The 24960-nt window shown below is 54.7% G+C and carries 20 protein-coding genes and 3 rRNA genes; 10 read left to right on the plus strand and 13 right to left on the minus strand.

Features of this window, described 5'->3' with window-relative positions:
- Positions 1-8: 8 nt before the first annotated feature.
- Positions 9-1196, minus strand: a complete 1188-nt coding sequence (bktB, locus tag HXW73_RS10975; RefSeq protein WP_186253151.1) for a beta-ketothiolase BktB — start codon at positions 1194-1196, stop codon at positions 9-11.
- A 123-nt stretch (positions 1197-1319) separates the two neighbouring features.
- Between bktB and HXW73_RS10980 the strand changes: the two genes are divergently transcribed.
- Together HXW73_RS10980 and HXW73_RS10985 are read left to right on the plus strand one after the other, a co-directional pair.
- Positions 1320-2216: a TatD family hydrolase gene (locus HXW73_RS10980; protein WP_446718982.1), complete on the plus strand. Its 897-nt coding sequence runs from the start codon at positions 1320-1322 to the stop codon at positions 2214-2216.
- Position 2217: 1 nt separating this feature from the next.
- Positions 2218-2697 carry a hypothetical protein gene (locus HXW73_RS10985; RefSeq protein ID WP_186253153.1) on the plus strand — a complete coding sequence of 160 codons (480 nt, stop codon included), beginning with the start codon at positions 2218-2220 and terminating at the stop codon, positions 2695-2697.
- Here the strand turns inward: HXW73_RS10985 and HXW73_RS10990 are convergent.
- On the minus strand, positions 2694-3239 hold the full coding sequence (locus tag HXW73_RS10990) for an elongation factor P hydroxylase (protein WP_186255996.1): 546 nt from the start codon (positions 3237-3239) through the stop codon (positions 2694-2696). The genes HXW73_RS10985 and HXW73_RS10990 overlap by 4 nt on opposite strands.
- 124 nt (positions 3240-3363) lie before the next feature.
- On the opposite strand from HXW73_RS10990, the gene HXW73_RS10995 reads away from it, so the two are divergent.
- From HXW73_RS10995 to HXW73_RS11005, 3 genes are all read left to right on the plus strand, one after another.
- Entirely contained in the window at positions 3364-4803 is a 1440-nt protein-coding gene (locus HXW73_RS10995) for an MATE family efflux transporter (RefSeq protein ID WP_186253154.1), read from the plus strand.
- On the plus strand, positions 4800-5786 hold the full coding sequence (locus HXW73_RS11000; RefSeq protein ID WP_186253155.1) for a DUF3080 family protein: 987 nt from the start codon (positions 4800-4802) through the stop codon (positions 5784-5786). The genes HXW73_RS10995 and HXW73_RS11000 overlap by 4 nt, the downstream gene beginning before the upstream one ends.
- A 115-nt stretch (positions 5787-5901) precedes the next feature.
- Positions 5902-6597: a hypothetical protein gene (locus tag HXW73_RS11005; protein ID WP_186253156.1), complete on the plus strand. Its 696-nt coding sequence runs from the start codon at positions 5902-5904 to the stop codon at positions 6595-6597.
- A 45-nt stretch (positions 6598-6642) separates the two neighbouring features.
- On the opposite strand, the gene tusA is transcribed toward HXW73_RS11005, so the two are convergent.
- Positions 6643-6894: a sulfurtransferase TusA gene (tusA, locus tag HXW73_RS11010; protein ID WP_186253157.1), complete on the minus strand. Its 252-nt coding sequence runs from the start codon at positions 6892-6894 to the stop codon at positions 6643-6645.
- Positions 6895-6922: 28 nt separating this feature from the next.
- Between tusA and HXW73_RS11015 the strand changes: the two genes are divergently transcribed.
- On the plus strand, positions 6923-7210 hold the full coding sequence (locus tag HXW73_RS11015; protein ID WP_066317450.1) for an antibiotic biosynthesis monooxygenase family protein: 288 nt from the start codon (positions 6923-6925) through the stop codon (positions 7208-7210).
- Positions 7211-7221: 11 nt separating this feature from the next.
- Here the strand turns inward: HXW73_RS11015 and rlmM are convergent, their stop codons facing one another.
- The 8 genes from rlmM to HXW73_RS11055 form a co-directional block, all read right to left on the minus strand.
- A complete protein-coding gene (gene rlmM / locus HXW73_RS11020; RefSeq protein ID WP_186253158.1) occupies positions 7222-8292 on the minus strand; it encodes a 23S rRNA (cytidine(2498)-2'-O)-methyltransferase RlmM in 1071 nt (356 codons plus the stop codon).
- Positions 8293-8443: 151 nt separating this feature from the next.
- Positions 8444-8559, minus strand: a 5S ribosomal RNA gene (gene rrf, locus HXW73_RS11025).
- 128 nt (positions 8560-8687) lie between these two features.
- A 23S ribosomal RNA gene (locus HXW73_RS11030) occupies positions 8688-11579 on the minus strand.
- 295 nt (positions 11580-11874) lie between these two features.
- A 16S ribosomal RNA gene (locus tag HXW73_RS11035) occupies positions 11875-13407 on the minus strand.
- The 16S, 23S and 5S rRNA genes sit together here, the layout of an rRNA operon.
- Before the next feature lie 611 nt (positions 13408-14018).
- A complete protein-coding gene (locus HXW73_RS11040) occupies positions 14019-15824 on the minus strand; it encodes an acyl-CoA dehydrogenase C-terminal domain-containing protein (RefSeq protein WP_186253159.1) in 1806 nt (601 codons plus the stop codon).
- Positions 15825-16055: 231 nt separating this feature from the next.
- On the minus strand, positions 16056-16823 hold the full coding sequence (locus HXW73_RS11045; RefSeq protein ID WP_186253160.1) for an SDR family NAD(P)-dependent oxidoreductase: 768 nt from the start codon (positions 16821-16823) through the stop codon (positions 16056-16058).
- A gap of 27 nt (positions 16824-16850) precedes the next feature.
- On the minus strand, positions 16851-18515 hold the full coding sequence (locus HXW73_RS11050) for an AMP-binding protein (protein ID WP_186253161.1): 1665 nt from the start codon (positions 18513-18515) through the stop codon (positions 16851-16853).
- Between the two features lie 178 nt (positions 18516-18693).
- Positions 18694-19272 (minus strand): TetR/AcrR family transcriptional regulator, encoded by a 579-nt coding sequence (locus HXW73_RS11055; RefSeq protein ID WP_186253162.1) that lies wholly within the window; start codon positions 19270-19272, stop codon positions 18694-18696.
- 125 nt (positions 19273-19397) lie between these two features.
- Here HXW73_RS11055 and HXW73_RS11060 point away from each other — a divergent pair, with 125 nt between their 5' ends.
- A complete protein-coding gene (locus HXW73_RS11060; RefSeq protein ID WP_186253163.1) occupies positions 19398-20585 on the plus strand; it encodes an acetyl-CoA C-acyltransferase in 1188 nt (395 codons plus the stop codon).
- A gap of 47 nt (positions 20586-20632) precedes the next feature.
- On the opposite strand, the gene HXW73_RS11065 is transcribed toward HXW73_RS11060, so the two are convergent.
- Together HXW73_RS11065 and HXW73_RS11070 are read right to left on the minus strand one after the other, a co-directional pair.
- Positions 20633-21802 (minus strand): SLC13 family permease, encoded by a 1170-nt coding sequence (locus HXW73_RS11065; protein WP_342211932.1) that lies wholly within the window; start codon positions 21800-21802, stop codon positions 20633-20635.
- A gap of 88 nt (positions 21803-21890) precedes the next feature.
- Entirely contained in the window at positions 21891-22304 is a 414-nt protein-coding gene (locus tag HXW73_RS11070) for an arsenate reductase ArsC (RefSeq protein WP_186253164.1), read from the minus strand.
- Between the two features lie 156 nt (positions 22305-22460).
- On the opposite strand from HXW73_RS11070, the gene arsH reads away from it, so the two are divergent.
- Genes arsH through HXW73_RS11085 form a run of 3 tightly spaced genes read left to right on the plus strand, consistent with a single transcriptional unit; the run spans position 22461 to position 24954 of the window.
- Positions 22461-23180, plus strand: a complete 720-nt coding sequence (gene arsH / locus HXW73_RS11075) for an arsenical resistance protein ArsH (RefSeq protein WP_186253165.1) — start codon at positions 22461-22463, stop codon at positions 23178-23180.
- Positions 23181-23193: 13 nt separating this feature from the next.
- On the plus strand, positions 23194-24270 hold the full coding sequence (arsB, locus tag HXW73_RS11080) for an ACR3 family arsenite efflux transporter (protein ID WP_186253166.1): 1077 nt from the start codon (positions 23194-23196) through the stop codon (positions 24268-24270).
- A gap of 15 nt (positions 24271-24285) precedes the next feature.
- Positions 24286-24954, plus strand: coding sequence for an NADPH-dependent FMN reductase (locus HXW73_RS11085; protein ID WP_186253167.1), 669 nt, complete (start codon positions 24286-24288; stop codon positions 24952-24954).
- Positions 24955-24960 lie beyond the last annotated feature (6 nt).

Below are 24960 nucleotides of genomic sequence, written 5' to 3' on the forward strand. Positions count from 1 at the left end.
AGAGGGGGTTAGCCGCGTTCGATTAACAAGGCAATACCTTGCCCACCGCCGATACACAGCGTGACCAAGCCGTAGCGACCGTTGATACGCTCCAGCTCATGCAGCGCTTTAAGAATCAGTATTGCCCCGGTGGCGCCCACCGGGTGCCCCATGGCAACTGCGCCGCCGTTAGGGTTTAGCTTGTCTGAAGGGAAACCCAGTGAATCCGCAACGGCCATTGCTTGGGCAGCAAAGGCTTCATTAGATTCAATGACATCCATATCGGCGATACTCACCCCTGCCTGCTGCAGGCAGCGTTTCACCGCAGAGATTGGCCCAAGGCCCATTAGTGCGGGCTCAACGCCTGCTGTTGTAGCAACGCGAAGATGCGCCCTGGGCGCTAAACCACGCCGTTTGGCCTCATCAACATGCGCCAGCACCAACGTTGCCGCCCCGTCATTAATTCCCGACGCATTACCCGCCGTTACCACCCCGCCTTTCTGAAAGGCGGGATTAAGCCTTGCCAAGTCAGCAAGCTGGACACCGTCGCGTACGTGCTCATCGCGAGAAAAGACAACGGTTTGTTTACCCTTTGACACCTCAACAGGCACGATTTGCGCATCAAAACGCCCCTCCCCAATCGCCTGCGAAGCCTTTTGATGGCTATCTACAGCAAACTGATCTAACTGTTCACGTGTTAAGCCATACTGCTTGGCAATGTTTTCCGCGGTGCAGCCCATGTGGCCGCTACCAAAAGGGTCACTGAGCACGCCCAGAGTTAAATCCTGGATGTTGACATCCCCCATGCGAACACCGTTGCGGGCTTGAGAGGGCAGACAGTATGCCCCTCGTGACATGGATTCCGCACCACCCGCCAAGGCCAAGCGGCTGTCGCCCAACGCGATTTGCTGGGCGGCAGAGACCACGGCCTGAACCCCCGAACCACACAAGCGGTTGACGTTAAAAGCCCCGGCCTCGTTGGGCACCCCTGACTCGATGGCAATATGACGCGCTAAATACGCATCTTGGGCACCCGTCGTAATAATGTGACCATAGACCGAGTGATCAATGTCACCACCGTCAACGCCCGCTCGCCGCAATGCTTCTCTGGCGGTTATCGCCCCCAGCTCAAACGGCGCCAGCGTGGAGAGAGACCCGCCAAAACCACCAATCGCGGTACGCGCGCCCTCTAAAATCACCACATCATCTAACTGCATTGTTGTCTCCTGTTATTAGCCACCACGCCTATTTTTCCCATCAAGCCAGTTTTTTCATTTCGTACTATGCGTGTCTACCCTCGCCCCACACACCATTAGTCGATATCCCTGCATACCGTTACAATGGCGCTTTACGATTTTGATGGAGAGTGTCGCTTGGGAACCGCTTATACCGATGATTTTTTGCCCGATGCGTTGCAGTTCCGTCCGAGCGCGCCGCTGGTTGATATCGGAGCTAATCTGACGCATGAAAGCTTTGGGTGGGACCTGGAAGCCGTCATTCAACGGGCGCAGGCAGCGCAGGTAACCACAATGATCGTTACCGGCACCGACGTTGAGCATGCCGAGCAGGCTGTTTCACTTGCGCAGCGTTTCCCCGGTCTCTACGCCACCGCCGGGATACACCCCCACGATGCAAGCCAGTGGAGCAACGCTATAGCGGCCGAAATGGCCAAGCTGCATGCCAGACCGGAAGTCGTAGCAGTGGGTGAATGCGGGCTTGATTTCAATCGCAATTTCTCCACACCCCGTGAACAGGAGCGTGCGTTTGAAGCGCAGCTAGCCCTGTCGGCTGAGAGCGGTTTGCCGCTGTTTTTGCATGAGCGAGACGCCGGCCAACGAATGCGCGAGATGCTGCATGCCTGGCGGGATGAGATCAGTCAGGCCGTGGTGCATTGCTTTACCGCAGACCGCGATACGCTATTTGGCTATCTCGATCTAGACTTGCATATAGGCCTGACGGGCTGGATTTGTGACGAGCGGCGCGGCCATCACTTACGCCCACTGGTGCGTGAGATTCCGCTTGACCGGCTGATGGTAGAAACCGATTGCCCCTACCTGCTGCCGCGCAATCTGCCGACAAAACTGAAAGGCCGCCGTCACGAACCCGCCCTGCTGCCATGGATTGTCAGGGAAATTGCCGATTGCCGTGGCATCAGCGAAGCTGACATGGGGGCTGCCACTACACAAACCGCCCAACGTTTTTTCCGCCTTCCCATGGAATCTTTAAAGGAGTACTAGCGTGGCCGATTATCCAGGGTTTATTGCCATTGAGACCGGCGAAGATGATGGCCTACCCCTAGCCATTGCCTGGTCGCTAACCGATGGTCGAGTTAAACAGACTTTGATTCACCCGGACGATAGCTGGATCAAGGAAGACACCAATGCCATGGGTGCCTACAGCATCGAAGAGCTGGAGAGCCTTGGGGTCAGTCCCCTTGAAGTGATCCGCGAGCTTGAGAACGACCACTTTTCCGAAACGCTATATACCAGCGATAACGGCGATGACGAAGCCGCACTGGCGCGCCTCTTCGACACCTATGGGCTGGACCCTTTTGTTGAACTGGCCCCGGCATCGGTTCTTTATCCTTCCATCACGCCTGGCGAATGGCATCGCCAGCGCCGAGAAACATTCAGCGAGCTGGGACTGGAACCCATGCGGCCCGAACATGAATTGGAAGTCATGCTGTCTTTGCATCAGCGGCTGACCGAGGAAGATTAAGCGCTCACCATCGAGCCCGCTCGATCCAGCGCCGCATGTCCATGGGCCACGGCCTCGGCTAGCGTATCCTGGTGGCGATAATAACGCGCCAACGCACAAGCAAAGGCGTTGGCGCGAACGGGCAGGCCCTCTTCCTTGTAGCGTGCGGCACGTTGGGTAACTTTTTCAGCAAATGCCTCACGATCGACTGTCGCATCGCCACCCAGATTATCAACGCTGACATGAAATTCGCGTCCACACGCCTCGGCAAACAGTGACTCCAATGCTTGTGGGGCCACCTCGGACTGCTCAAACGCTCGTTGCTGCTCAGCGTCCCGGCCATCAGGCAAATACCAGTAACCATAGTCTTCTTTTTGTCGCCGCTCGGCACCTGCAATACACCAATGACTGATTTCGTGTAACGCACTGGCGAAGAATCCATTGGCAAAAATGATTTGATGGTAAGGCGTCTGATCATCGGCCGGTCGATAAAGGGGTTCCTCGTCACCCTTTACCAGGCGGGTTTGGTAACGCTTGAAAAAAACGCCATCGAATAATGCCATCACTTCGTCAAGCGTCCATTGCGGTTGGGTGTTACTCACATTAGCCTCATCAACAGCATAATTTTGCTCAGTATACCTGCTAATCTAGCGAGCTTTGAGGGCTGCTTTACTCAGGAGTTAACGCGTGGGTCGTGTGTTGGAAAAATTCAGTCCGATTGACTGGTTTGAAACGCGCCAACTTGTTCGTCTGGCCCTTCCCATCTGTGGCGCTCAGCTTGCCCAGGCGGGCATGAGTGTGGTCGATGTCATCATGACAGGTCGCCATGACGCCACTGCGCTGGCCGCAGTCTCGGTGGGTTCCAGCCTGTGGATGCCGCTAATGCTGTTCATGACCGGCACACTAATGGGGCTGACGCCTATCGTCGCGCATCTGCTGGGCGGACAGCGCCATAACGCTATTCGTCCAGCAGTGCATCAGGGGCTTTGGGTTGCCATCGTACTGGGGCTTTTGGCGGCACTGCTGCTTTGGGTCACCGTGCTACCCATTTTCGAGTTGATGGAAGTGCCGACGCAGGTCGCGCACTCCTCCGCTGCCTATCTCGCTGCCGTCGCCTTTGGCATGCCGGGCATCGCCCTTTTTCAGGCGCTCCGGGCTTTTTCGGATGGCATGAACCATACCCGCCCTGCCCTATGGATCAGCCTGATTGGCTTGACCGTCAACGTGCCTGCCAACTATCTACTGATTAACGGCGGCGAGGGCCTGATCAGCCTGCTAGGGCCATGGCTACCTGATGCCGTACAACAGTTGCCTGCTTTGGGCGCGCTGGGCTGCGGTATCGCCACCGCGCTGTCGATGTGGACCATGGCAATCGCAATGGCCATTTACACCCACTACACCGATCACTATCACGGCATCTCGTTGTGGCAGCGGTTATCCTTCCCCAATTGGCAAGGCATCCAGGAACTGTTGGTGGTCGGTGTTCCCATTGGCGTGGCCATTTTCGTCGAGGTCACCCTTTTCACGCTGATCGCATTATTTATCGCCAGCTTTGGCGAGGTCACCGTCGGCGCCCACCAGATTGCTCTGAGTTACACCACCATTCTATTTATGCTGCCCATGTCGCTTAGCATGGCGCTAACCGTTCGAGTAGGGAATACGCTAGGGCAGCGACGAATGTCGCATGCCCGTCGTGTGGCCTGGAACGGTATTCTTATCAGCGTCATCGTTGCCGCTTTGAATAGCCTGTTACTGTGGGCAACGGCCGCGCCTGTGATTACGCTATACACGTCCAATCAAGCCATACAGACACTGGCGCTCTCGATTATTGCCCTGGCGGCCATTTTCCAGCTCTCCGATTCGCTTCAAGTGAATCTGGCAGGCGCCCTTCGCGGCTATAAAGATACGCGGATCGTTATGGTCATTACGGTACTGTCATATTGGCTGGTGGGCCTGGGTGGCGGCCACTGGTTGGGTTCACGAGGACTGGGCAATGCCTTTGGCCCGATGGGCGTGCATGGCTACTGGATCGGCTTGATTGCTGGCTTGAGCACCGCTGCCTTGCTTCTGGCTTGGCGACTGCACGTTATAAGCCGACGGCACCTCTACTACCAGGAGTCAGCATGAAACGCTATGACTGGATATGGGTTTTGCCCTTGACGCTGCTCGGCTGCACAGACCCGCATCAAGCAGAGGCGCCCTGGGAGACTTACCACCAGCAGCTTGAAAGCGCGCTGGCCGATGGGTCTGTCGAGACGCACTCACCGCCTAATATCGGTGCGTTTCCGCCTCGTGAAGCACGCCTGTTCGACATCGACGAAACCCGCGACTCACTGCTCAACGTCTATGCCCTGCGCGAATGCGAGATCACATCCCTCGTTGCCGCCCGCAATAATCAACTCGGGAAAGTCGCCCCACCCAGCCAGCAATGGCTTTATGAACGAACGCTGTGGCAACGTTTAACGTTATGCTGGACAAGCGATGTTCCTGAAGCGCTGAGTTCAGAAAACCGTGAACGACTAAGTCAGCTGATGGAAACCAAAACAGCGCAGCTCCCCTATGTAACCTGGAATGCCATTTTTGACTCTGACGAATGGACCGATAGTTTTGCACGTGCCAGTCATCCTCTAAATATCGACGCCACGCCGTCGATTGAGCCCCAGCTTGAAGCCGTACGCTATTTGCAGCAAATGGTGGAGCATCAATTCAGCCTCGCTTGGCAGCAAGACTCATCGAGACTGGAAGAACAGCTTAATACGCTACGGGCACGCCCTTTGACCGCCGAAATGTTGCGCACGCTCATGCTTGCTTCTCAGCGGCTTGACGAAGCCAGCAAATACCTGAATAAGCATGCCACGCCAGACGAAACGTGCCTCCCCCAATGGAACAAGCAACGTTTAGCCGTACTGTCTGACGCGGCCAAGCGGTGGTTAACCGCCGTCAATGGCTTGATCAATCGCCACCTTATCGTCGCACCTGAGGCAATACAGGCTTACCAGTCCAGGTGGCTATCACTACAGGCCCCCGATGCGCCCTGGCAAAGCTATCAAGCCGCCATAAAATCCCATCAACGCGCCAGGGCCCAATTTTCTAATTGCACGTCTAATTAAAATGTCGTTTACCCTTAACCTTCGGGCCAACCTGTGCTATTGGTGAGGTATGCGGCGAACAGATGCACGTCTGGTTTGCTAATGTCGTGGCCACGCAGTACGAAGGAGGGACTCTATGGGCGCACCCCTGTCACCCCGCTCTGCCCAGGTCATCGACCTGGATTCTGTACGTCAGCGTCAACTGGCGCAAAAGACCCTTGTGCGTCTAGCGCCAGAACTGGATGGGTTGGAAATGGTATATCAGTTGGCGTCGGATCCGGACAGCTATTATGGGATGCCCCTGCTTGCCTGGGGCCTCAGAGAAGACGGCCATGTCGTCGGGTTAGTCCCGTGGATGGAACAGCTAACCGATTGTCATGAACTTCACCGTTATGAAGATGGGCGGTTCATTGGCTATCGCGATCCTGAAACGGAAGAAATCTTCTCCTCCCCGCCAGACCACAAAGCCGATGAACTTGCCTCAGCCGCTGAGTATTTCGAATACGAACCTTCTGGTGATATCACCCTTATCCAGCAATTGCCCGATACGTTAGGCACCCACGCGTTATGCATGAACCAGCCCGATAGCCCCTGGCATATGAAGCCTGTTTACGGCTGGCGGCTTTATAGCGACGGTAGCGTTGATGCTCTGCTCGCTGATGAAGACAAGGCAAAAATGACACCCATCTTATTGGGAGATGACTGCCTATACAGCGCAAAGACGATCCACCAGAGCGTCTACTTTTTTCAGCGCCATATTGCCAATCGTATTCTGGAGGAAGACCCCGCGACACTTGACGCACTGGCCATGGTCGTTTTGCCACAGAAATAAGGGTTGCACGGGTTATCAAAATAACCCGTGACAACCAGGCATTGGCTATGCCAAGCGTATAAAGTACCAATACTGGTCAGAATCTGCGTATTGCTGCAGTAGCTCATGGCCTAGAAATTGACAAAACTTAGGCACATCGCGGGTGGTGGCTGGATCTGTTGCAATAACCTTCAATACATCGCCAGAGGCCATGTCGCGGACTTTATTGTGCATCATCATAATCGGCTCAGGGCAATAAAGACCACTGGTATCCAATAGCGCATCGTGATGTGGCGCATCCTTTATAATGTCAGACATCGATACCCTCGGAGTTGAGACTTAATCTATGATCAAAATCATCATTGAACGGCGTATTATGCCCGGCCTTGAAGAAGAGTATGAACAAGCCGCCCGTGAGGCCATGCGAGCTTCATTGGGCGCTCGTGGCTTTGTTGGCGGCGAAAGTCTTGTTGAACTTGGCCATACGGACCGTCGTTTAATGATTACCAAATGGCGCGACCTGCGTGCCTGGAATGAATGGCATCACAGTGAGGCGCGGGCCAACGCGATGCAGCAAATTCTACCGCTTCTGACAGAAGATGAAACAATTCGAATTTATGAAGCCAGTTACTAGCTAGCTTGGCTTCAATGCTTAAGCCTTACGTGCACTGTCACTTCTTCGCGGTCATGGTAGAGATGACAACACGCAATATCTGCTGACACGCTTGCCTGGGATAGTGAGCTCTCTAACATCGCCAGGCAGCGTGATACTTCTTCCCAGCGTTTCTTCATTGGCAGTTTGAGGTTAAAAATGGCTTCGCGGCACCATTTTCGTGTTAACCACCGCTCTACCATTGCCAGTACGCGTACCGGTTTATCAACAATATCGCATACCAGCCAGTCCAGACGCTGCGGCGGCTCCCAGGTAAAACCATCTTCCTTTAGATGATCAATTTGCCCTGTCGCCATTAACTGCTTATCCATCGGCCCATTATCGATGGCATAAACATACATGCCTCGCTGAACGAGCTGCCATGTCCAGCCACCCGGCGCCGCGCCCAAATCAGCCGCCTGCATATTGTCCGCCAGGCGATCGTCCCACTGTTCACGCGGTATGAACTCATGCCACGCTTCTTCCAGCTTTAGCGTGGAACGGCTGGGCGCACGTGAAGGTGAGCGGAGACGACGAATACCATTGATCAGGTCGCTTCTGTTGCCTGGAAAACTCATCCCCAACTGCACCCTATCCCCCGCTGTCCAGAAAATATGCAACCGCCGCGCACCGGCTTTTCGCCTTAACGCCCCGCGTTTTTTCAACATACTTTCCAGCGGCTTGGTCAGCGCCTTAATCAGCCCGGCCAGCGCTTTACCATCGTTGGTATCCGGCGTTTCGTGCCATATCTCTTCAAAGCTCCAGCGGCTGGCTTTTACCTGCTCCAAGATCGGCGTCAAACGGTCATCACGGGATAGCGTCAGCGCCGGTAGAGCCGCCAGGCTCTGCCGCGCAAAAATCAACTTGTTAAACGCGGCCTGGCGATGCAAGTCGTTGATCGGCTCACCATCGGCACGGTCTAAACTTACCCACCCCTCACCATGGGATGCTACACAGCTGACCTCATTTAAAGCAGCGTAATGCTGTAATTCTGCCTGTGCGTCATGCTCGAACCCAGGACGACAATAGACTAACCATGACGTAGGTACCGTTTCGCTCACCACTTCACCTCAAATTTACCTATCACAAACGGTATCAGCCGCTGGTTTATTTCATCGACGCGCATCATAGCACTTATAAGGCTCGATTTATTTTGTTCGCCCCATAACAAAAACCCCCGAGCACAGTATGCTCGGGGGCTTTTACGATATAGGTGCCTGACGATGACCTACTCTCGCATGGGGAGACCCCACACTACCATCGGCGCGAAGCGGTTTCACTACTGAGTTCGGCAAGGGATCAGGTGGTTCACGCTTGCTATGGTCGTCAGGCGTAACTTTAAATGGATATCATGCTGTGTTTTGTGTGCGTCTCTTACCAAGCCCTGTGTCTTAAACAGTCGGCTCAGCGCGCGTATCCGGTTCTCGTTATCATCACGACCAGACCCCTTGGGTGTTATAGGGTCAAGCCTCACGGGCCATTAGTACACGTTAGCTCAACGCCTTGCAGCGCGTCCACACCGTGCCTATCAACCAGCTGGTCTCGCTGGGCCCTTCAGGAGGCTCTAGGCCTCAGGGATGTCTCATCTTGAAGGGGGCTTCCCGCTTAGATGCTTTCAGCGGTTATCCCGTCCGCACATAGCTACCCGGCAATGCCACTGGCGTGACAACCGGAACACCAGAGGTGCGTCCACTCCGGTCCTCTCGTACTAGGAGCAGCCCTTCTCAAACATCCAACGCCCACGGCAGATAGGGACCGAACTGTCTCACGACGTTCTAAACCCAGCTCGCGTACCACTTTAAATGGCGAACAGCCATACCCTTGGGACCGACTTCAGCCCCAGGATGTGATGAGCCGACATCGAGGTGCCAAACACCGCCGTCGATGTGAACTCTTGGGCGGTATCAGCCTGTTATCCCCGGAGTACCTTTTATCCGTTGAGCGATGGCCCTTCCATACAGAACCACCGGATCACTAGAACCTGCTTTCGCACCTGCTCGACGTGTCTGTCTCGCAGTCAAGCACCCTTATGCTCTTGCACTCATTGCACGATGTCCGACCGTGCTGAGGGTACCTTCGTGCTCCTCCGTTACGCTTTGGGAGGAGACCGCCCCAGTCAAACTACCCACCACACACTGTCCTCGATCCGGATAACGGACCTGAGTGAGAACGCCAATGATGCCAGGCTGGTATTTCAAGGTTGGCTCCACTCGAACTGGCGTCCGGGTTTCTAAGCCTCCCAGCTATCCTACACAGGCAACATCAGCGTCCAGTGTGAAGCTATAGTAAAGGTTCACGGGGTCTTTCCGTCTAGCCGCGGGTACACCGCATCTTCACGGCGATTTCAATTTCACTGAGTCTCGGGTGGAGACAGCGTGGCCATCATTACGCCATTCGTGCAGGTCGGAACTTACCCGACAAGGAATTTCGCTACCTTAGGACCGTTATAGTTACGGCCGCCGTTTACCGGGGCTTCAATCAAGAGCTTCGCCTTGCGGCTAACACCATCATTTAACCTTCCGGCACCGGGCAGGCGTCACACCCTATACGTCCGCTTACGCGTTAGCAGAGTGCTGTGTTTTTACTAAACAGTTGCAGCCACCTGGTATCTTCGACCGGTTCTCGCTTAAGCCGCGAGGGCTCTCACAATATGCCGGCGTGCCTTCTCCCGAAGTTACGGCACCATTTTGCCTAGTTCCTTCACCCGAGTTCTCTCAAGCGCCTTGGGATTCTCACCCTGACCACCTGTGTCGGTTTGGGGTACGGTCGCACATGATCTGAAGCTTAGAGGCTTTTCCTGGAAGCGTGGCATCGATGACTTCAACACCGTGGTGTCTTCGTCTCGTCTCTCGGCCTTGAGCGCCCGGATTTACCTGAGCCCTCAGCCTACCGACTTTCACCAGGGCTACCAACGCCTGGCTCACCTAGCCTTCTTCGTCCCCCCATCGCAATCATGTCCGGTACGGGAATATTGACCCGTTTCCCATCGACTACGCCTTTCGGCCTCGCCTTAGGGGCCGACTCACTCTGCTCCGATTAGCGTCGAACAGAAACCCTTGGTCTTCCGGCGAGGGAGTTTTTCACTCCCTTTATCGTTACTCATGTCAGCATTCGCACTCGTGATACCTCCAGCGAACTTCTCAATTCACCTTCATCGGCGTACACGACGCTCCTCTACCGCTCATTCCGAAGAATGAACCCGTAGCTTCGGTACCTGGTTTAGCCCCGTTACATCTTCCGCGCAGGCCGACTCGACTAGTGAGCTATTACGCTTTCTTTAAAGGATGGCTGCTTCTAAGCCAACCTCCTAGCTGTCTGAGCCTTCCCACATCGTTTCCCACTTAACCAGGATTTCGGGACCTTAGCTGACGGTCTGGGTTGTTTCCCTTTTCACAACGGACGTTAGCACCCGCTGTGTGTCTCCCACGCTCGCACTCACCGGTATTCGGAGTTTGCCTCGGGTTGGTAAGTCGGGATGACCCCCTAGCCGAAACAGTGCTCTACCCCCGGCGGTGATACGTGAGGCGCTACCTAAATAGCTTTCGAGGAGAACCAGCTATCTCCGAGCTTGATTAGCCTTTCACTCCGATCCACAAGTCATCCAAATCTTTTTCAACAGATCCTGGTTCGGGCCTCCAATTGATGTTACTCAATCTTCACCCTGCTCATGGATAGATCGCTCGGTTTCGGGTCTATATCCAGCGACTGTGTCGCCCAGTTAAGACTCGGTTTCCCTACGGCTCCCCTATACGGTTAACCTCGCCACTGAATATAAGTCGCTGACCCATTATACAAAAGGTACGCAGTCACAGAACAAGTCTGCTCCTACTGCTTGTACGCACACGGTTTCAGGATCTATTTCACTCCCCTCTCCGGGGTTCTTTTCGCCTTTCCCTCACGGTACTGGTTCACTATCGGTCAGCCAGGAGTATTTAGCCTTGGAGGATGGTCCCCCCGTCTTCAGTCAAGGTTTCTCGTGCCCCGACCTACTCGATTTCACATGATCAGATTTTCGACTACGGGGCTATCACCCGCTACGGCCAAGGTTCCCACCTTGTTCGTCTAATCAGTCACATGCTTAAGGGCTGATCCCCGTTCGCTCGCCGCTACTGGGGGAATCTCGGTTGATTTCTTTTCCTCAGGGTACTTAGATGTTTCAGTTCCCCTGGTTCGCCTCCCCCACCTATAGATTCAGTGGGGGATACTCATCTGATGATGAGTGGGTTTCCCCATTCAGAAATGCCCGGGTCACAGGTTGTTTGCCACCTCGCCGAGCCTTATCGCAGGCTTCCACGTCTTTCATCGCCTCTGGCTGCCTAGGCATCCACCGTGTGCGCTTCATTGCTTGACCCTATAACCCGAAGGGGTCTGGTGTCTCGCAATGATAACGATTGCCGGATACGCTTGAGACGTATCACAAAACAATTACGTATGAACGTTTCAAAAAACGTTCATGTCAGCATGATATACATTGTTAAAGAGCGACTGCTATGCGCAGTGATAAGCGTTTTCTTCACGTTAAAAAAAGAGAAAAGACCTTTCTTTTTCTTTTAATGTGAAAAAAGCCTTCGCTTATCACTGCGTATCAACAGTCATCTGATCAGATAATTCATTGTGAGCGCTTACCGCGAGGATGATGCATCGTTTAAGGAGGTGATCCAGCCGCAGGTTCCCCTACGGCTACCTTGTTACGACTTCACCCCAGTCATGAACCACACCGTGGTGATCGCCCTCCAAAGTTAGGCTAACCACTTCTGGTGCAGTCCACTCCCATGGTGTGACGGGCGGTGTGTACAAGGCCCGGGAACGTATTCACCGTGACATTCTGATTCACGATTACTAGCGATTCCGACTTCACGGAGTCGAGTTGCAGACTCCGATCCGGACTGAGACCGGCTTTAAGGGATTCGCTGACTCTCGCGAGCTCGCTGCCCTTTGTACCGGCCATTGTAGCACGTGTGTAGCCCTACCCGTAAGGGCCATGATGACTTGACGTCGTCCCCACCTTCCTCCGGTTTGTCACCGGCAGTCTCCTTAGAGTTCCCGCCATTACGCGCTGGCAAATAAGGACAAGGGTTGCGCTCGTTACGGGACTTAACCCAACATTTCACAACACGAGCTGACGACAGCCATGCAGCACCTGTCTCTGCGCTCCCGAAGGCACCAAGTGATCTCTCACAAGTTCGCAGGATGTCAAGGGTAGGTAAGGTTCTTCGCGTTGCATCGAATTAAACCACATGCTCCACCGCTTGTGCGGGCCCCCGTCAATTCATTTGAGTTTTAACCTTGCGGCCGTACTCCCCAGGCGGTCGACTTATCGCGTTAACTTCGCCACAAAGTGCGCTAGGCACCCAACGGCTGGTCGACATCGTTTACGGCGTGGACTACCAGGGTATCTAATCCTGTTTGCTACCCACGCTTTCGCACCTCAGTGTCAGTGTCAGTCCAGAAGGCCGCCTTCGCCACTGGTATTCCTCCCGATCTCTACGCATTTCACCGCTACACCGGGAATTCTACCTTCCTCTCCTGCACTCTAGCCTCATAGTTCCGGATGCCGTTCCCAGGTTGAGCCCGGGGCTTTCACAACCGGCTTATCAAGCCACCTACGCGCGCTTTACGCCCAGTAATTCCGATTAACGCTTGCACCCTCCGTATTACCGCGGCTGCTGGCACGGAGTTAGCCGGTGCTTCTTCTGCGAGTGATGTCTTTCCTGCCGGGTATTAACCGACAGGCGTTCTTCCTCGCTGAAAGTGCTTTACAACCCGAGGGCCTTCTTCACACACGCGGCATGGCTGGATCAGGGTTGCCCCCATTGTCCAATATTCCCCACTGCTGCCTCCCGTAGGAGTTCGGGCCGTGTCTCAGTCCCGATGTGGCTGATCATCCTCTCAGACCAGCTACGGATCGTCGCCTTGGTGAGCCATTACCTCACCAACCAGCTAATCCGGCATAGGCTCATCCAATAGCGGGAGCCGAAGCCCCCTTTCTCCCGTAGGACGTATGCGGTATTAGCCTGGGTTTCCCCAGGTTATCCCCCACTACCGGGTAGATTCCTATGCGTTACTCACCCGTCCGCCGCTCGACGCCTCCTAGCAAGCTAGGATCGTTTCCGCTCGACTTGCATGTGTTAGGCCTGCCGCCAGCGTTCAATCTGAGCCATGATCAAACTCTTCAGTTTACAATCATTGTGGTTCTTACTCGCTGACTTAAGGACTAGCCAAAAGCAGCAAAAGCGAACCAAACTTGGCTCAAGGTTCAAACGAATTCATTCAATATCGGTTTCGAAAAACCGTAGTGCTTGAGTCGCTTGCCTTGATAATAGGTGATTTATCACCCTCATCGGCAAGCGCCCACATGAATTACCTGATCATATTATTAAAGAGCGTTTCGCTGTACTGTCTAACTGACCGAAAACGTCAGTGTAAAACTCGGCCAAGCGTTGAACTGTTTGGCCTCAGCGAGGAAGACGTATTCTACCGACTTCCGTGTGGTTGTCAATGACTGGTTGACGAAACTTGATGCGACGTGACACAACACATTAATCACGCTCGCTTGCCTAACCAACTGACAAACCTAGGTTTTTACACATCAATCACCGCTGGCAACGCCTTGCGTCCCCGGCAGCGGATGCGTACTTTAAGGCCTCAGCAGTCGCTTGGCAAGGGGTAGTAAAATAAAAAAGCGGCAGAGCCCGTCAAGAGACGGAATCTGACGCAAACCACCGATCAGAACGCCTGACCAGAGAGTGCTCGTTGGCGATAAGACAATCACGCCATTAATGATTTACTCTTAAATTTCAAAGCCGAGACCAAATTCTTCGCTGGACATCGCCATCAGGCTGCCAGCACCCGACTGGATCATTTGCGCGTGCGCCTTAGTGCGCGGCAAAAGACGCTGATAGTAGAAGCGCGCGGTATTCAGCTTGGCGGCATAAAATGCCTTGTCATCCCCCTCCAGAGAGACAGACGCCTGCTTGGCCGCACGGGCAAACAGGTAAGCCAGCGTGACGTAGCCCGAGTACATCAAGTAATCAACGCTTGCCGCGCCGACTTCTTCGCGATCTTGCATTGCTTTCATGCCCACGCCCATTGTCAGCTCGCCCCACTCAGCATTGAGCTTGGCAAGCGGCTCGACAAACTCTTTTAGAACCGGATTATCAGCTTCAGCCTTGCAGAATTTATGGATCTCTTTGGTGAAAACTTTTAATGACTCGCCCTGGCTCATCAACACTTTACGGCCCAGCAGATCGAGGGCCTGAATACCGGTCGTGCCTTCATAAAGCCGGGTAATACGTGCATCGCGAACCAGCTGCTCCATACCCCACTCTTTGATAAAACCGTGGCCGCCGTAAATCTGTACGCCTTCATTAGTGCTCTCAAACCCAACCTCGGTGAGAAACGCTTTTACGATAGGCGTCAGCAAGCCAAGCAGGGTTTCAGCGTGGTCTCGGTCTTCACCCGGCTCGCCATGCTCCACCACGTCGAGCATTTGCGCGGTGTAAAGCACCAGCATGCGGCCGCCCTCGGCAAAGGCTTTTTGTGTTAGCAGCATGCGGCGTACATCGGGGTGAACGATGATCGGATCAGCGGGTTTTTCCGGTGCCTGCTTGCCAGACAAACCACGCATCTGCAAACGATCGCGAGCATAACTCAGTGAATTCTGGAAACTCGCTTCGATCAGACCAAGCCCCTGAATACCAACCCCCAGACGAGCCGCATTCATCATGGTAAACATGCAGGCCAACCCTTTATTGGGTGGCCCCACCAGGTAACCGGTGGCGTCGTCGAAGTTCATTACGCAAGTAGCGTTACCGTGAATGCCCATCTTGTGCTCAAGAGAACCGCAAGTGACGCCATTGCGCTCACCAGGATTGCCTTCGGCATTCGGCATGAACTTAGGCACCACGAACAGTGAAATGCCTTTCGAGCCTTCAGGCGCATCGGGTAATTTTGCCAGGACGAGATGGACAATATTTTCGGCAAGGTTGTGATCGCCGGCAGAAATAAAGATTTTGGTGCCGGTAATCGCGTAAGCGTTGCCATCAGCGGGCACTGCTCGCGTCTTGATCAAACCGAGGTCAGTACCGCAGTGAGGCTCGGTCAAACACATAGTGCCTGTCCAAACCCCCTCAACCAGCTTGGTGAGATAGGTGGCTTTTTGCTCGTCGGTGCCGTGGTGCCTTAGCGCGTCGGCTGCGCCATGAGAAAGCCCCGGATACATCCCCCACGCCAGGTTAGTCGCGCAAATCATTTCTGACAGCATCATCGCCAATGAGGGCGGTAGCCCCTGACCACCTTGTTCGGGATCTGCAGCTAGACTGGGCCAGCCGCCTTCCACATACTGCTGATAAGCCTCTTTAAAGCCTTTAGGCGCTTTAACTTCTCCCCCTTCCAGCAGGCAGCCTTCTTCATCACCGCTTTGGTTGATAGGCAGCAGTACGTCACGCGCAAAGCGCGCCCCCTCTTCCAGAATGGCATTGACCACGTCAGGAGAAGCGTCATCACCATTCGGTAGTGATGCGTAATGACGGGGGTAATCAAACATTTCGTCCGTCACAAAACGCATATCGCGCAGGGGGGCCTGGTAGCTGGGCATTGCACTTCTCCTTCATGGGGGGCTGAAAGCGACATTATTTTCACGGAACGGCTTTCAAACACATGTTTGAAAATTAACGTGCAGCCAGGTATCAGTCAAGCGATCGTTTGAATTAATCATCCAGAATTGCTACTACTTTGGTAGGCGAACTGATAAACAATTGATTAAAAACAAAAAGCCTGCCAACGACAACGCTGACAGGCACAGTTTTGAACACATTTCGGCGCATGCTCACTGCATTCGAATGCCACCATCCAGACGAATCACTTCTCCGTTCAACATCGGGTTGGTAATAATTTGCTCTGCCAACTGGGCGAATTCTTCTGGCTTACCCAGTCGCTTAGGGAAAGGAACGGCGGCAGCTAGCGCTTGAGCGGCTTCGTCAGGTATTTCGCTCATCATGGGGGTTTCGAACACGCCAGGTGCAATCGCCATGACACGAACGGCATGACGGGAAAGCTCCCTGGCAGCGGGCAGGCTCATGCCCACAACCCCCGCTTTGGAGGCACTGTATGCGCACTGTCCTACCTGCCCATCAAAGGCAGCGATAGAAGCGGTATTAATAATCACCCCACGCTCACCGGTTTCATTCGGCGTATTTTTGGCCATCGCAGCCGCCGCCAAGCGCATGACATTGAAAGTACCGACGAGATTGATATTGATCGTTTTGGTATAGCTCTCCAGGTCAGCAGGATTGCCCTCGCGGTCCACCAGCTTGGCAACACTAACGACGCCCGCACAGTGAATAACACCCGAGAGCCCGTGCTCGCCGCCAAGCTCTACGGCAGTATCAACCGCCAACTGCATCTGCTCTTGAGACGTGATATCCGCCAGGCACGCGCGTGCGCCTGTCCCTAGCTGCTCTGCATGGGACTTGACACTGTCGTTCAGGTCGCACAAAACGACGCGAGCACCGGCAGCCACTAAACGCTCTGCCGTCGTAGCCCCTAAGCCTGAAGCGGCACCGGTGATTAAAAACGTATGATCCTTCACTTGCATAGTGGTGTTTCCCTGTCATGAAAGTCGTTATTGGCTCAAATTGACGTCTTCGGCTGCCTGAGCGCGTAACTTGAAGCGCTGAATCTTGCCGCTTGGCGTTTTGGGAAGTTCGTCGACAAACTCGATGACCCGGGGAAACGCATGAGCTGACAAACGGTCTCGCACCTGCTGACGAATTTCATCCGCCAAGGCTTCGCTTGCCTCATAGCCATCACGCAACACAATGTACGACTTGATCACTTCGCCCCGAATATCATCCGGCTGGCCCACCGCTGCCGACTCCGCCACCGCGGGGTGTGCCATAACGCTGTTTTCGACATCGGTTGGCCCCACCCGGTAACCAGACGTCGTGATGATATCGTCATCACGGCCGGCAAACTGAAACGACCCATCCTCGTTGCGAATCACCACATCGCCAGTCAGGTAATACCCCTTCACAAAGGGGTCTTTTTCCTGCCAGGTGTAGCCCTGAAAAAAGTGCGCGGGCGACTGTTCAATATCCACGGCCAGAACGCCGGGCTCGCCAGGCGGCAGCTCGTTATATTCAGCATCCAGAATCGCCAGGCGATACCCCGGCATGGGCACTCCCATGGCGCCGACATGCTTGGGATGATCAAGAGCATGGTGATTGTTACACGTCATCCCTGTTTCGGTTTGGCCATAATGGTCCATCACCGAACACCCCAGCGACTTCTCCACCCAGGTGACCACTTCGGTATTCAAAGGCTCACCCGCTGAACTGGCGGCACGTAGCTCAAGCGTTTGATGGGCGTCATCGAAAAGGCCTGACGCTTTCATCAGCCGGTAGGCCGTTGGCGCTGCGGCGAAGTTGGTAATGCGGTGGCGCTTCATGAACTCAAGCGCCCCTTCGGCACTGAACCCGGCTTCGCAAAAGTGGGTCGTGACCCCCAGAAACAACGGGCCTGCAATCGCATAGTAAAGTCCGTACGCCCAGCCGGGGTCGGCCATGTTCCAGAAGCGATCCTCCTCGCGAAGGTCGACCGCCAACTCCATATAGAGAGCGAATGCCGTCATACCAGAAAGCGGCACGGCAACGCCCTTTGGCTTACCCACCGTCCCGGAAGTAAACATCTGCAGGAAAGGCTTCTCCGCTGACAGGCGGGGCGGCTCACCGCTCATTGACGTATGCGTCAACGCCGTTTGCCAATCATGGTCGTCAGGATGCTCCTGGGTCGGCCCACCGACGGCCAACACTGGCGGGCACTGACCCAAGCCATCAAACTTGTAGCGATTCGCATGATCGGTAATGACCAGTCGGGAGTCCGCCCGGCCCAGCCGATAATCAACCGCATCGGGACCAAAAGCAGTAAACAGCGGTTGGTACACCGCACCAATACGCCAGGTCGCCACCACGGCGACCAAGAGCGCCAGCGAACGGGAGAGCATACACGCAATGCGATCACCCTCGCCTAGTCCTTGAGCTTGAAACCAGCCCGCCAGCTTAGCGCTCTGCTGGTCGAGTTCCTTATAGCTGAGCGTGTGCGTTACGCCTTCCAGGTCCTCCTGCACCAGAGCCAACACTTCGCCCCGACCAGCACGGACGTGACGACCACAACACGCTTCGAAGGCGTTTAACTGGCCGTCTTGATGGTCATCTAGTTTGGCGATGACTTCTCCGATGGAAAACGAATCAAGGTAATCCGAGTAATTGGGGTGTGATGTCGCTGTCATGATGGCTCTCTTGGGTATTGTTGGTAGTGAGCATCGGGTTACGCAGGCGCTGGCATTGTTATTATCAGTTTACGTTAACGGAACCCTCTGAATAAAGCCACGCTAAAAGCAAACGTTAAGAAGCGCAAGCAAGTCGTGGCGTTTACTGGTTATACGTTAGTAGCGCGAAGCCAGAGAATCACCCCTGTTCACTCTGGCGGGCCATGATCATCGCGACGAGTTCATCGGCCAGGTCATCCGGTGTTCTGGGGCCATCCGAATCGTACCAGCGTACCGTCCAGTTCAGCGCGCCCAGGACAAAGCGCGAGACCAGGAAGCGATCTCCATGAATCAGCCCTGCTGCCAGTGCATCATCGATCACGGCGACCCACAGCGCTTCGTAAGCATCGCGCAGATGGCTCAGATGGGCACTCGCCTCAGGCGCGAGCCGTCGCCATTCAAACAGCGCGACCACGTGAGCATTGCGATCGGTAAACAGTGTTTCGAGGTGCGCTCGCGCCATTGCGCGAAGCCGCGCCTCAGGGTGATCTTCGCAATTATCGAGCGCCCGGCGCGCAATCAATAGGGCATTGTGAGTACCTTCTTCAATCACAGCCGCCAGGATTTCCTGCTTATCTTTAAAATGGTGGAACAAGCTACCGGACTTGATGCCCATTTCCTGCGCCAGCATGCGTACCGTAGTACGGTCGAAGCCTTCCTGGACAAAAAGCTGAGCCGCGAGGCGTGTTAATTCCTTGCGGCGAGGAGATGCATTCATTACATTCATGTCGTTCACACTAGCGCTTGCTTGGTTACCTCGGAGAAGACCACAGCACCAGCAACGGGTCAACGCATAGCGCACCTCTCAGTGAGATAATCACAATAACCTTAATGGAGAACACCATGAGTAACGCTAAAGACGTCGTGTTTCTGTCGGCAACACGCACCCCGATGGGCGGCATGATGGGCAGCCTGTCGAGCATGACGGCTCCAGAGCTGGGCGCGACGGCCATCCGCGCCGCGATTGAGCGTGCCGGCATCGACCCCGCGACAATCGAAGAAGGCATTATGGGCTGTGTACTGCCAGCGGGCGTTAAGCAGGGCCCGGCACGCCAAGCCATGCGCCAGGCAGGCATTCCCGATGCCAACGGCGCCACCACCATTAACAAACTGTGTGGCTCGGGGATGAAAGCCGCCATGCTGGCCCACGACCTGATCAAGGCTGGCAGCGGCGATGTCATTCTCGCTGGTGGCATGGAGTCCATGTCCAACGCTCCCCACGTGCTCACCAAGGCGCGCAGCGGTTATCGGTTAGGCCACGGAGAGCTGAAAGACCACATGTTCCTGGATGGTCTGGAAGATGCCGAAACCGGCAAGTTGATGGGCGTCTTTGCGCAGGATGTCGCGTCCCAGCGTGGCTATACCCGCGAGCGGCTGGACGACTTTGCCATCGCCTCGCTCGAGCGTGCCATGGCGGCTACCAATGCAGGCCATTTAGATGCCGAGATGGCCGCCGTCACCGTCACTTCTCGTCATGGCGAGACCCTGGTTGAACATGACGAGCAGCCCTTCCAGGCCAAACTGGACAAAATCCGCCAGCTGCGCCCCGCCTTTGCCAAAGAGGGCACCATTACCGCTGCCAACTCAAGCTCGATTTCTGACGGCGCATCGGCACTTATCCTGGCGAGTCAGGCAGCGGCAGATCAGCACGGCCTTAAGCCGTTGGCACGCATGCTGGGACACACCACCCACTCACGCCACCCGAGCGAGTTTACGATCGCCCCGGTGGGCGCGATTGAAAAGCTGATGAAAAAGCTGGATTGGAGTGTTAATGACGTCGATCTATTTGAGATCAACGAAGCCTTTGCCGTGGTGACCCTGATGGCAATGGATGATCTAGGTCTCCCCCACGACAAGGTCAATGTGTTTGGCGGCGCCTGCGCCCAGGGACACCCGATCGGCTCTACCGGCTCACGCATTATCGCGACATTAATCCATGCGCTGCGTACCAAAGGTGGCAAGCGTGGTATTGCAAGCCTGTGTATCGGCGGTGGCGAAGCCACGGCTGTCGCTATTGAGTTAAGCGACTGATCGCAACCTTTAAAGATATAAATTTTCTGGCAAATGCCCTGGTACTGTTACCGAGCCAGGGCGCTTGTCCACACCGCGGCAAACAACCAACCAAGCGCCAGCATGGGAATCGACCAGCGATGAAACTCCATCAACATCCCTGGCTGGCGTGCCAACCGCAGCGCAATTAAGTTAGCCATTGAGCCAATCACTAAGCCAAAACCACCTACGCTAACGCCCCAGGCGAGGGGCTGCCACTCACTCTGCTGGGCGAGAACCAGGGTTGCCGGTACATTGGATAATAGTTGTGAAAGCAGCACACCGACGCTGGTATCACCCCCCGGCCACTGCTGCATGGCCTCAATCGCCTGCTGAACGAGGCTGATCTCAGCGATCATACTCAAATTCACAAACATCAAGACAAATACCACCAGCAGCAGCCAGTCGATGCTAAACACCGCCCTTCGTGACACGATCAACATTACAAGCAAGACAGCTGCCATTGCCTGGGCGGCCCAGCCCATTTCAACTGCGAACAAGAATAGCGGATAACCAATGAGCGCAGCCCATAACGGTTTTTGTAACCGCCCCTTAGGCACGGCTGTCACAGTATCTAGACGTAGTAATGCATTAGGAAACGCCAAAGGAATAAGCAGTAACAGCAACACCGTTAGCCCCACGCCCAGCGGCAACATGACCGATAAAAACTCGCCAAAACTAACGCCCGAGAGCTGCCATAAATAGAGGTTTTGCGGGTTACCTATCGGGCTCAGCGACGACCCTGAATTGACCGCCAGCGCCTCAAACACAATCAAACGCCCTATCGGCAGTGTCGCCATTCCAGCTAGGCTAAGCGTCAGCGGCACCACGATAAACAGCGCCACATCGTTGGTGACTACCGCTGAAAGTAGCGCCGAAAACATGACCAGCCCAACCGCCAAGCGACGCTCGCCACGCAAGTGGGCTAATAGCCGACGCCCCCATAGGGTTAAATAACCGCTCAACTCTAACGCCCTACTGAGCACCATCAGCCCAGTCAACACCGCCAGGGTCGTCCAATGAACCCGTTCAGCCATCTCGCTTAGCGACTGAGGCTGTAGCCAACACAAAACGACCCATATACCACTCATAAAGAGCAGCATAGGGTCGTTTAGAAAACGCTGGAAACATAAAATGATCGGTGAAACTAACCGCTTTTTCGCAAGCAAATGCATGCCTCCCAAAGGAAACAGCATCATAATGCCAGATTCCTAACAAAAGGTTACTAAGTTCATGCATTTAAAAGCAATGTATAGGGTCTTTCCAACTATAGGCTTTTCCAAGCCATTAATCAGACTTATGGAAAGGTAGCCACAGCTGTATGCGGCGTCGAATCTCTTGAAGCGCCTGCTCGTAAGCATCCAGCTTGTTGATCAAGCGCGGATCGCGAATATCCCAAAACAGCCGTTCACCCGCCACCCCTTGCCATTCGCGGCAAGCCTGCTGGGCCTTGTCACACAGCACAATAACGTAATCAAAGCTTTCATTTTCAAACTCATCCAACGACTTGCTGTGCAACCCTTCTACTGAAAGCCCCTGCTTGGCAAGCGCCTCTAGCGTCAGCGCATGGGGTTCATCCGGCTCTGTTCCCGCGCTGAACGCCTCAAAGCGGTCACCAGCCATATGACGAAGCAGCACTTCGCCCATTAACGAACGTGCAGAATTAGCGTTACACAGAAACAGCACGCGACGCTTCGACATAAATAAACAACCTCTTACCTGGTGATTTAGCAACACATTACGCAGCAATCATGACGACATTGTTGCAGCGATAACGATGTCGCTAGAAATATACGGAAAAACATATATCATGGAGGGAGTGCATTTCTACGCGATATCGATAAGGAAGCCGCTCACATGACCACGCTGGACGATTTACCCAACCTAGATGCGAACCTCTTTGAAGTACCCAGCCTTGAGCGACTGGGTTTAACGGCTGATAACACACAAGCGCCAAAAATTCTGCTGCTTTATGGCTCCCTGCGCGAACGTTCGTTTAGCCGATTAGCGACGGAAGAAGCCGCACGCTTACTCAATGCCATGGGCGCCGAAACACGCATCTTTGACCCTAGAGGATTGCCGTTACCGGATGCCGAAGATGCGAGCCACCCCAAGGTTGAAGAGCTGCGCCAATTGGCCCAATGGTCAGACGGCATGGTGTGGTGCTCACCTGAACGCCACGGTGCGATGACCGGCATCATGAAAGCGCAAATAGACTGGATCCCACTTGCGCTGGGGGGCGTGCGCCCGACTCAGGGCAAGACGTTAGCAATAATGCAGGTATGCGGCGGTTCGCAGTCCTTCAACACTGTCAACCAACTGCGTATTTTGGGCCGCTGGATGCGCATGCTGACGATCCCCAACCAATCGTCAGTGCCCAAAGCGTTTATGGAATTCGACGATAACGACCGCATGAAAGCGTCACCTTTCTATGACCGTATCGTGGATGTCATGGAAGAACTGGTGAAGTTTACGCTACTTGTGCGGGACCGCAGCGCGCTGCTCACCGATCGTTATTCAGAGCGCAAAGAAAGCGCCGAAGAACTCTCCAAGCGGGTTAACCAACGCGCTATTTGATAAGGAGCTTTTCATGTCAGCAAAACAGGATACGTCATCTCCCTCCACCGCCGAGGGCATGGGTTTATTCGAGCGCTTTCTCTCGGTATGGGTCGCTCTTGCCATTGTGGCAGGTATCTTGCTCGGGCAGCTCGCTCCGGCGATACCTGAAGCCCTGTCACGCTTTGAGGTAGCTCAGGTCTCTATCCCTATCGCGGTATTAATCTGGGCCATGATTTTCCCCATGATGGCCCAGATTGACTTTACCTCTATCGCGGGGGTTCGACGCCAACCCAAAGGGCTGACCATCACCACGGCCGTCAATTGGCTGATCAAGCCATTCACCATGTTTGCCATTGCCTGGCTGTTTTTAATGGTGATCTTTCGGCCCTTTATCCCTGAAGAGTTAGCTAGCCAGTACTTGGCGGGCGCCATTCTGCTCGGCGCCGCGCCGTGTACCGCCATGGTGTTTGTGTGGAGCTATTTAACCCGCGGTGACGCGGCCTACACTCTGGTGCAAGTGGCGGTCAATGACCTGATCATGCTGTTCGCGTTTGCCCCCATCGTGGTCTTCCTGCTGGGCATTTCCAACATTCAGGTACCCTGGGACACCGTCGCCCTGTCGGTCGTGCTGTATATCGTGATTCCCCTCGCAGCAGGCTATATCACCCGGCAAAGCTTGATTAAAAAGCGCGGCGCCGAGTGGTACGACAATGTGTTTATGAAGCGCGTTGGTCCGATCACCCCGATTGGCTTGATCATTACCCTGGTGCTGCTATTTGCCTTCCAGGGCGAGGTCATTCTGAATAATCCGCTGCATATCGTGCTCATTGCCATTCCGCTGATTATTCAAACCTTCCTGATCTTCTTCATCGCCTACGGCTGGGCGAAAGCCTGGCGTGTCCCCCACAACATTGCCGCTCCCGGCGCGATGATTGGCGCGAGCAACTTCTTTGAACTCGCGGTCGCAGCCGCCATTGCGCTGTTTGGCATGCAGTCTGGCGCGGCACTGGCAACGGTCGTCGGCGTATTGGTCGAAGTGCCGCTGATGCTGGCACTGGTAAGAATCGCCAATAAGACGCGCCATCATTTTCCAGCAGACGCTCATTAATCGGGAGTAAACGCTATGGCCCACTACTTGGTATTTCTGGGTTCAACCCGCACCAGCACACCGCCCTCACCCGCTCGCCTCGGCGAGCGGGTTGCAAAGGCCTGCGAGCGCTTGCTTTCATCGTTACCGCATACCACGGCTGAGGTTATTGACCCGCTATCGCTAGACTTGAGCGATCCGTTCAAGCCGCATTTTGCTTACGCAAAAAACGATGCGCCGGAGGACTTGGCGAAGCTTGCCGACAAAATTACTAATGCCGATGGCTACGTGATGGTCAGCCCCGAGTACAACCACTCCATGAGCCCGGCGCTTAGCCATCTGCTTAACCACTTCGGCGCATCGCTGTTTGCATTTAAACCCAGCGCCATCGTCACTTATTCCATGGGCCAATGGGGAGGTGCACGCGCCGCTGTCTCCATGCGCACATTTCTTTCGGAGCTTGGCTGCCTGCCGATATCGGCCATGATTCATATACCCAAAGCCCAGGAAGCGCTGAACGAGGACGGCCACTTTGCTCAGGATCAGGAACGCTGGGAAGGTTATTTTGGCCGCACGTTAGGTCAGCTCATGTGGTGGTCGGAAGCCGCAGCCAGCTATAAACAAGAGGTCGATCCAGCCCGAGTCTCACCGGCTTTTAAAACGGCGCCCTCTCAACGTAACGCGCCTGGCAGTGAAAACCGCTAAATCTTG

Origin of the sequence: Halomonas sp. SH5A2 (genome assembly GCF_014263395.1) — a bacterium.
Lineage (GTDB): Bacteria > Pseudomonadota > Gammaproteobacteria > Pseudomonadales > Halomonadaceae > Vreelandella.

Excerpts from the sequence above, each read along its gene's own strand:
- HXW73_RS11050 (WP_186253161.1), bottom strand. The coding sequence starts at position 18,515 with ATGACAGCGACATCACACCCCAATTACTCGGATTACCTTGATTCGTTT.
- tusA (WP_186253157.1), bottom strand. The coding sequence starts at position 6,894 with ATGTCTGACATTATAAAGGATGCGCCACATCACGATGCGCTATTGGAT.
- HXW73_RS11070 (WP_186253164.1), bottom strand. The coding sequence starts at position 22,304 with ATGTCGAAGCGTCGCGTGCTGTTTCTGTGTAACGCTAATTCTGCACGT.
- HXW73_RS11055 (WP_186253162.1), bottom strand. The coding sequence starts at position 19,272 with ATGAATGCATCTCCTCGCCGCAAGGAATTAACACGCCTCGCGGCTCAG.
- HXW73_RS11085 (WP_186253167.1), top strand. The coding sequence starts at position 24,286 with ATGGCCCACTACTTGGTATTTCTGGGTTCAACCCGCACCAGCACACCG.
- arsH (WP_186253165.1), top strand. The coding sequence starts at position 22,461 with ATGACCACGCTGGACGATTTACCCAACCTAGATGCGAACCTCTTTGAA.
- HXW73_RS11000 (WP_186253155.1), top strand. The coding sequence starts at position 4,800 with ATGAAACGCTATGACTGGATATGGGTTTTGCCCTTGACGCTGCTCGGC.
- HXW73_RS11005 (WP_186253156.1), top strand. The coding sequence starts at position 5,902 with ATGGGCGCACCCCTGTCACCCCGCTCTGCCCAGGTCATCGACCTGGAT.
- HXW73_RS11015 (WP_066317450.1), top strand. The coding sequence starts at position 6,923 with ATGATCAAAATCATCATTGAACGGCGTATTATGCCCGGCCTTGAAGAA.
- HXW73_RS11045 (WP_186253160.1), bottom strand. The coding sequence starts at position 16,823 with ATGCAAGTGAAGGATCATACGTTTTTAATCACCGGTGCCGCTTCAGGC.
- HXW73_RS11060 (WP_186253163.1), top strand. The coding sequence starts at position 19,398 with ATGAGTAACGCTAAAGACGTCGTGTTTCTGTCGGCAACACGCACCCCG.
- bktB (WP_186253151.1), bottom strand. The coding sequence starts at position 1,196 with ATGCAGTTAGATGATGTGGTGATTTTAGAGGGCGCGCGTACCGCGATT.
- HXW73_RS11065 (WP_342211932.1), bottom strand. The coding sequence starts at position 21,802 with ATGATGCTGTTTCCTTTGGGAGGCATGCATTTGCTTGCGAAAAAGCGG.
- arsB (WP_186253166.1), top strand. The coding sequence starts at position 23,194 with ATGTCAGCAAAACAGGATACGTCATCTCCCTCCACCGCCGAGGGCATG.
- HXW73_RS10980 (WP_446718982.1), top strand. The coding sequence starts at position 1,320 with ATGGCGCTTTACGATTTTGATGGAGAGTGTCGCTTGGGAACCGCTTAT.
- HXW73_RS10990 (WP_186255996.1), bottom strand. The coding sequence starts at position 3,239 with ATGGCATTATTCGATGGCGTTTTTTTCAAGCGTTACCAAACCCGCCTG.
- HXW73_RS11040 (WP_186253159.1), bottom strand. The coding sequence starts at position 15,824 with ATGCCCAGCTACCAGGCCCCCCTGCGCGATATGCGTTTTGTGACGGAC.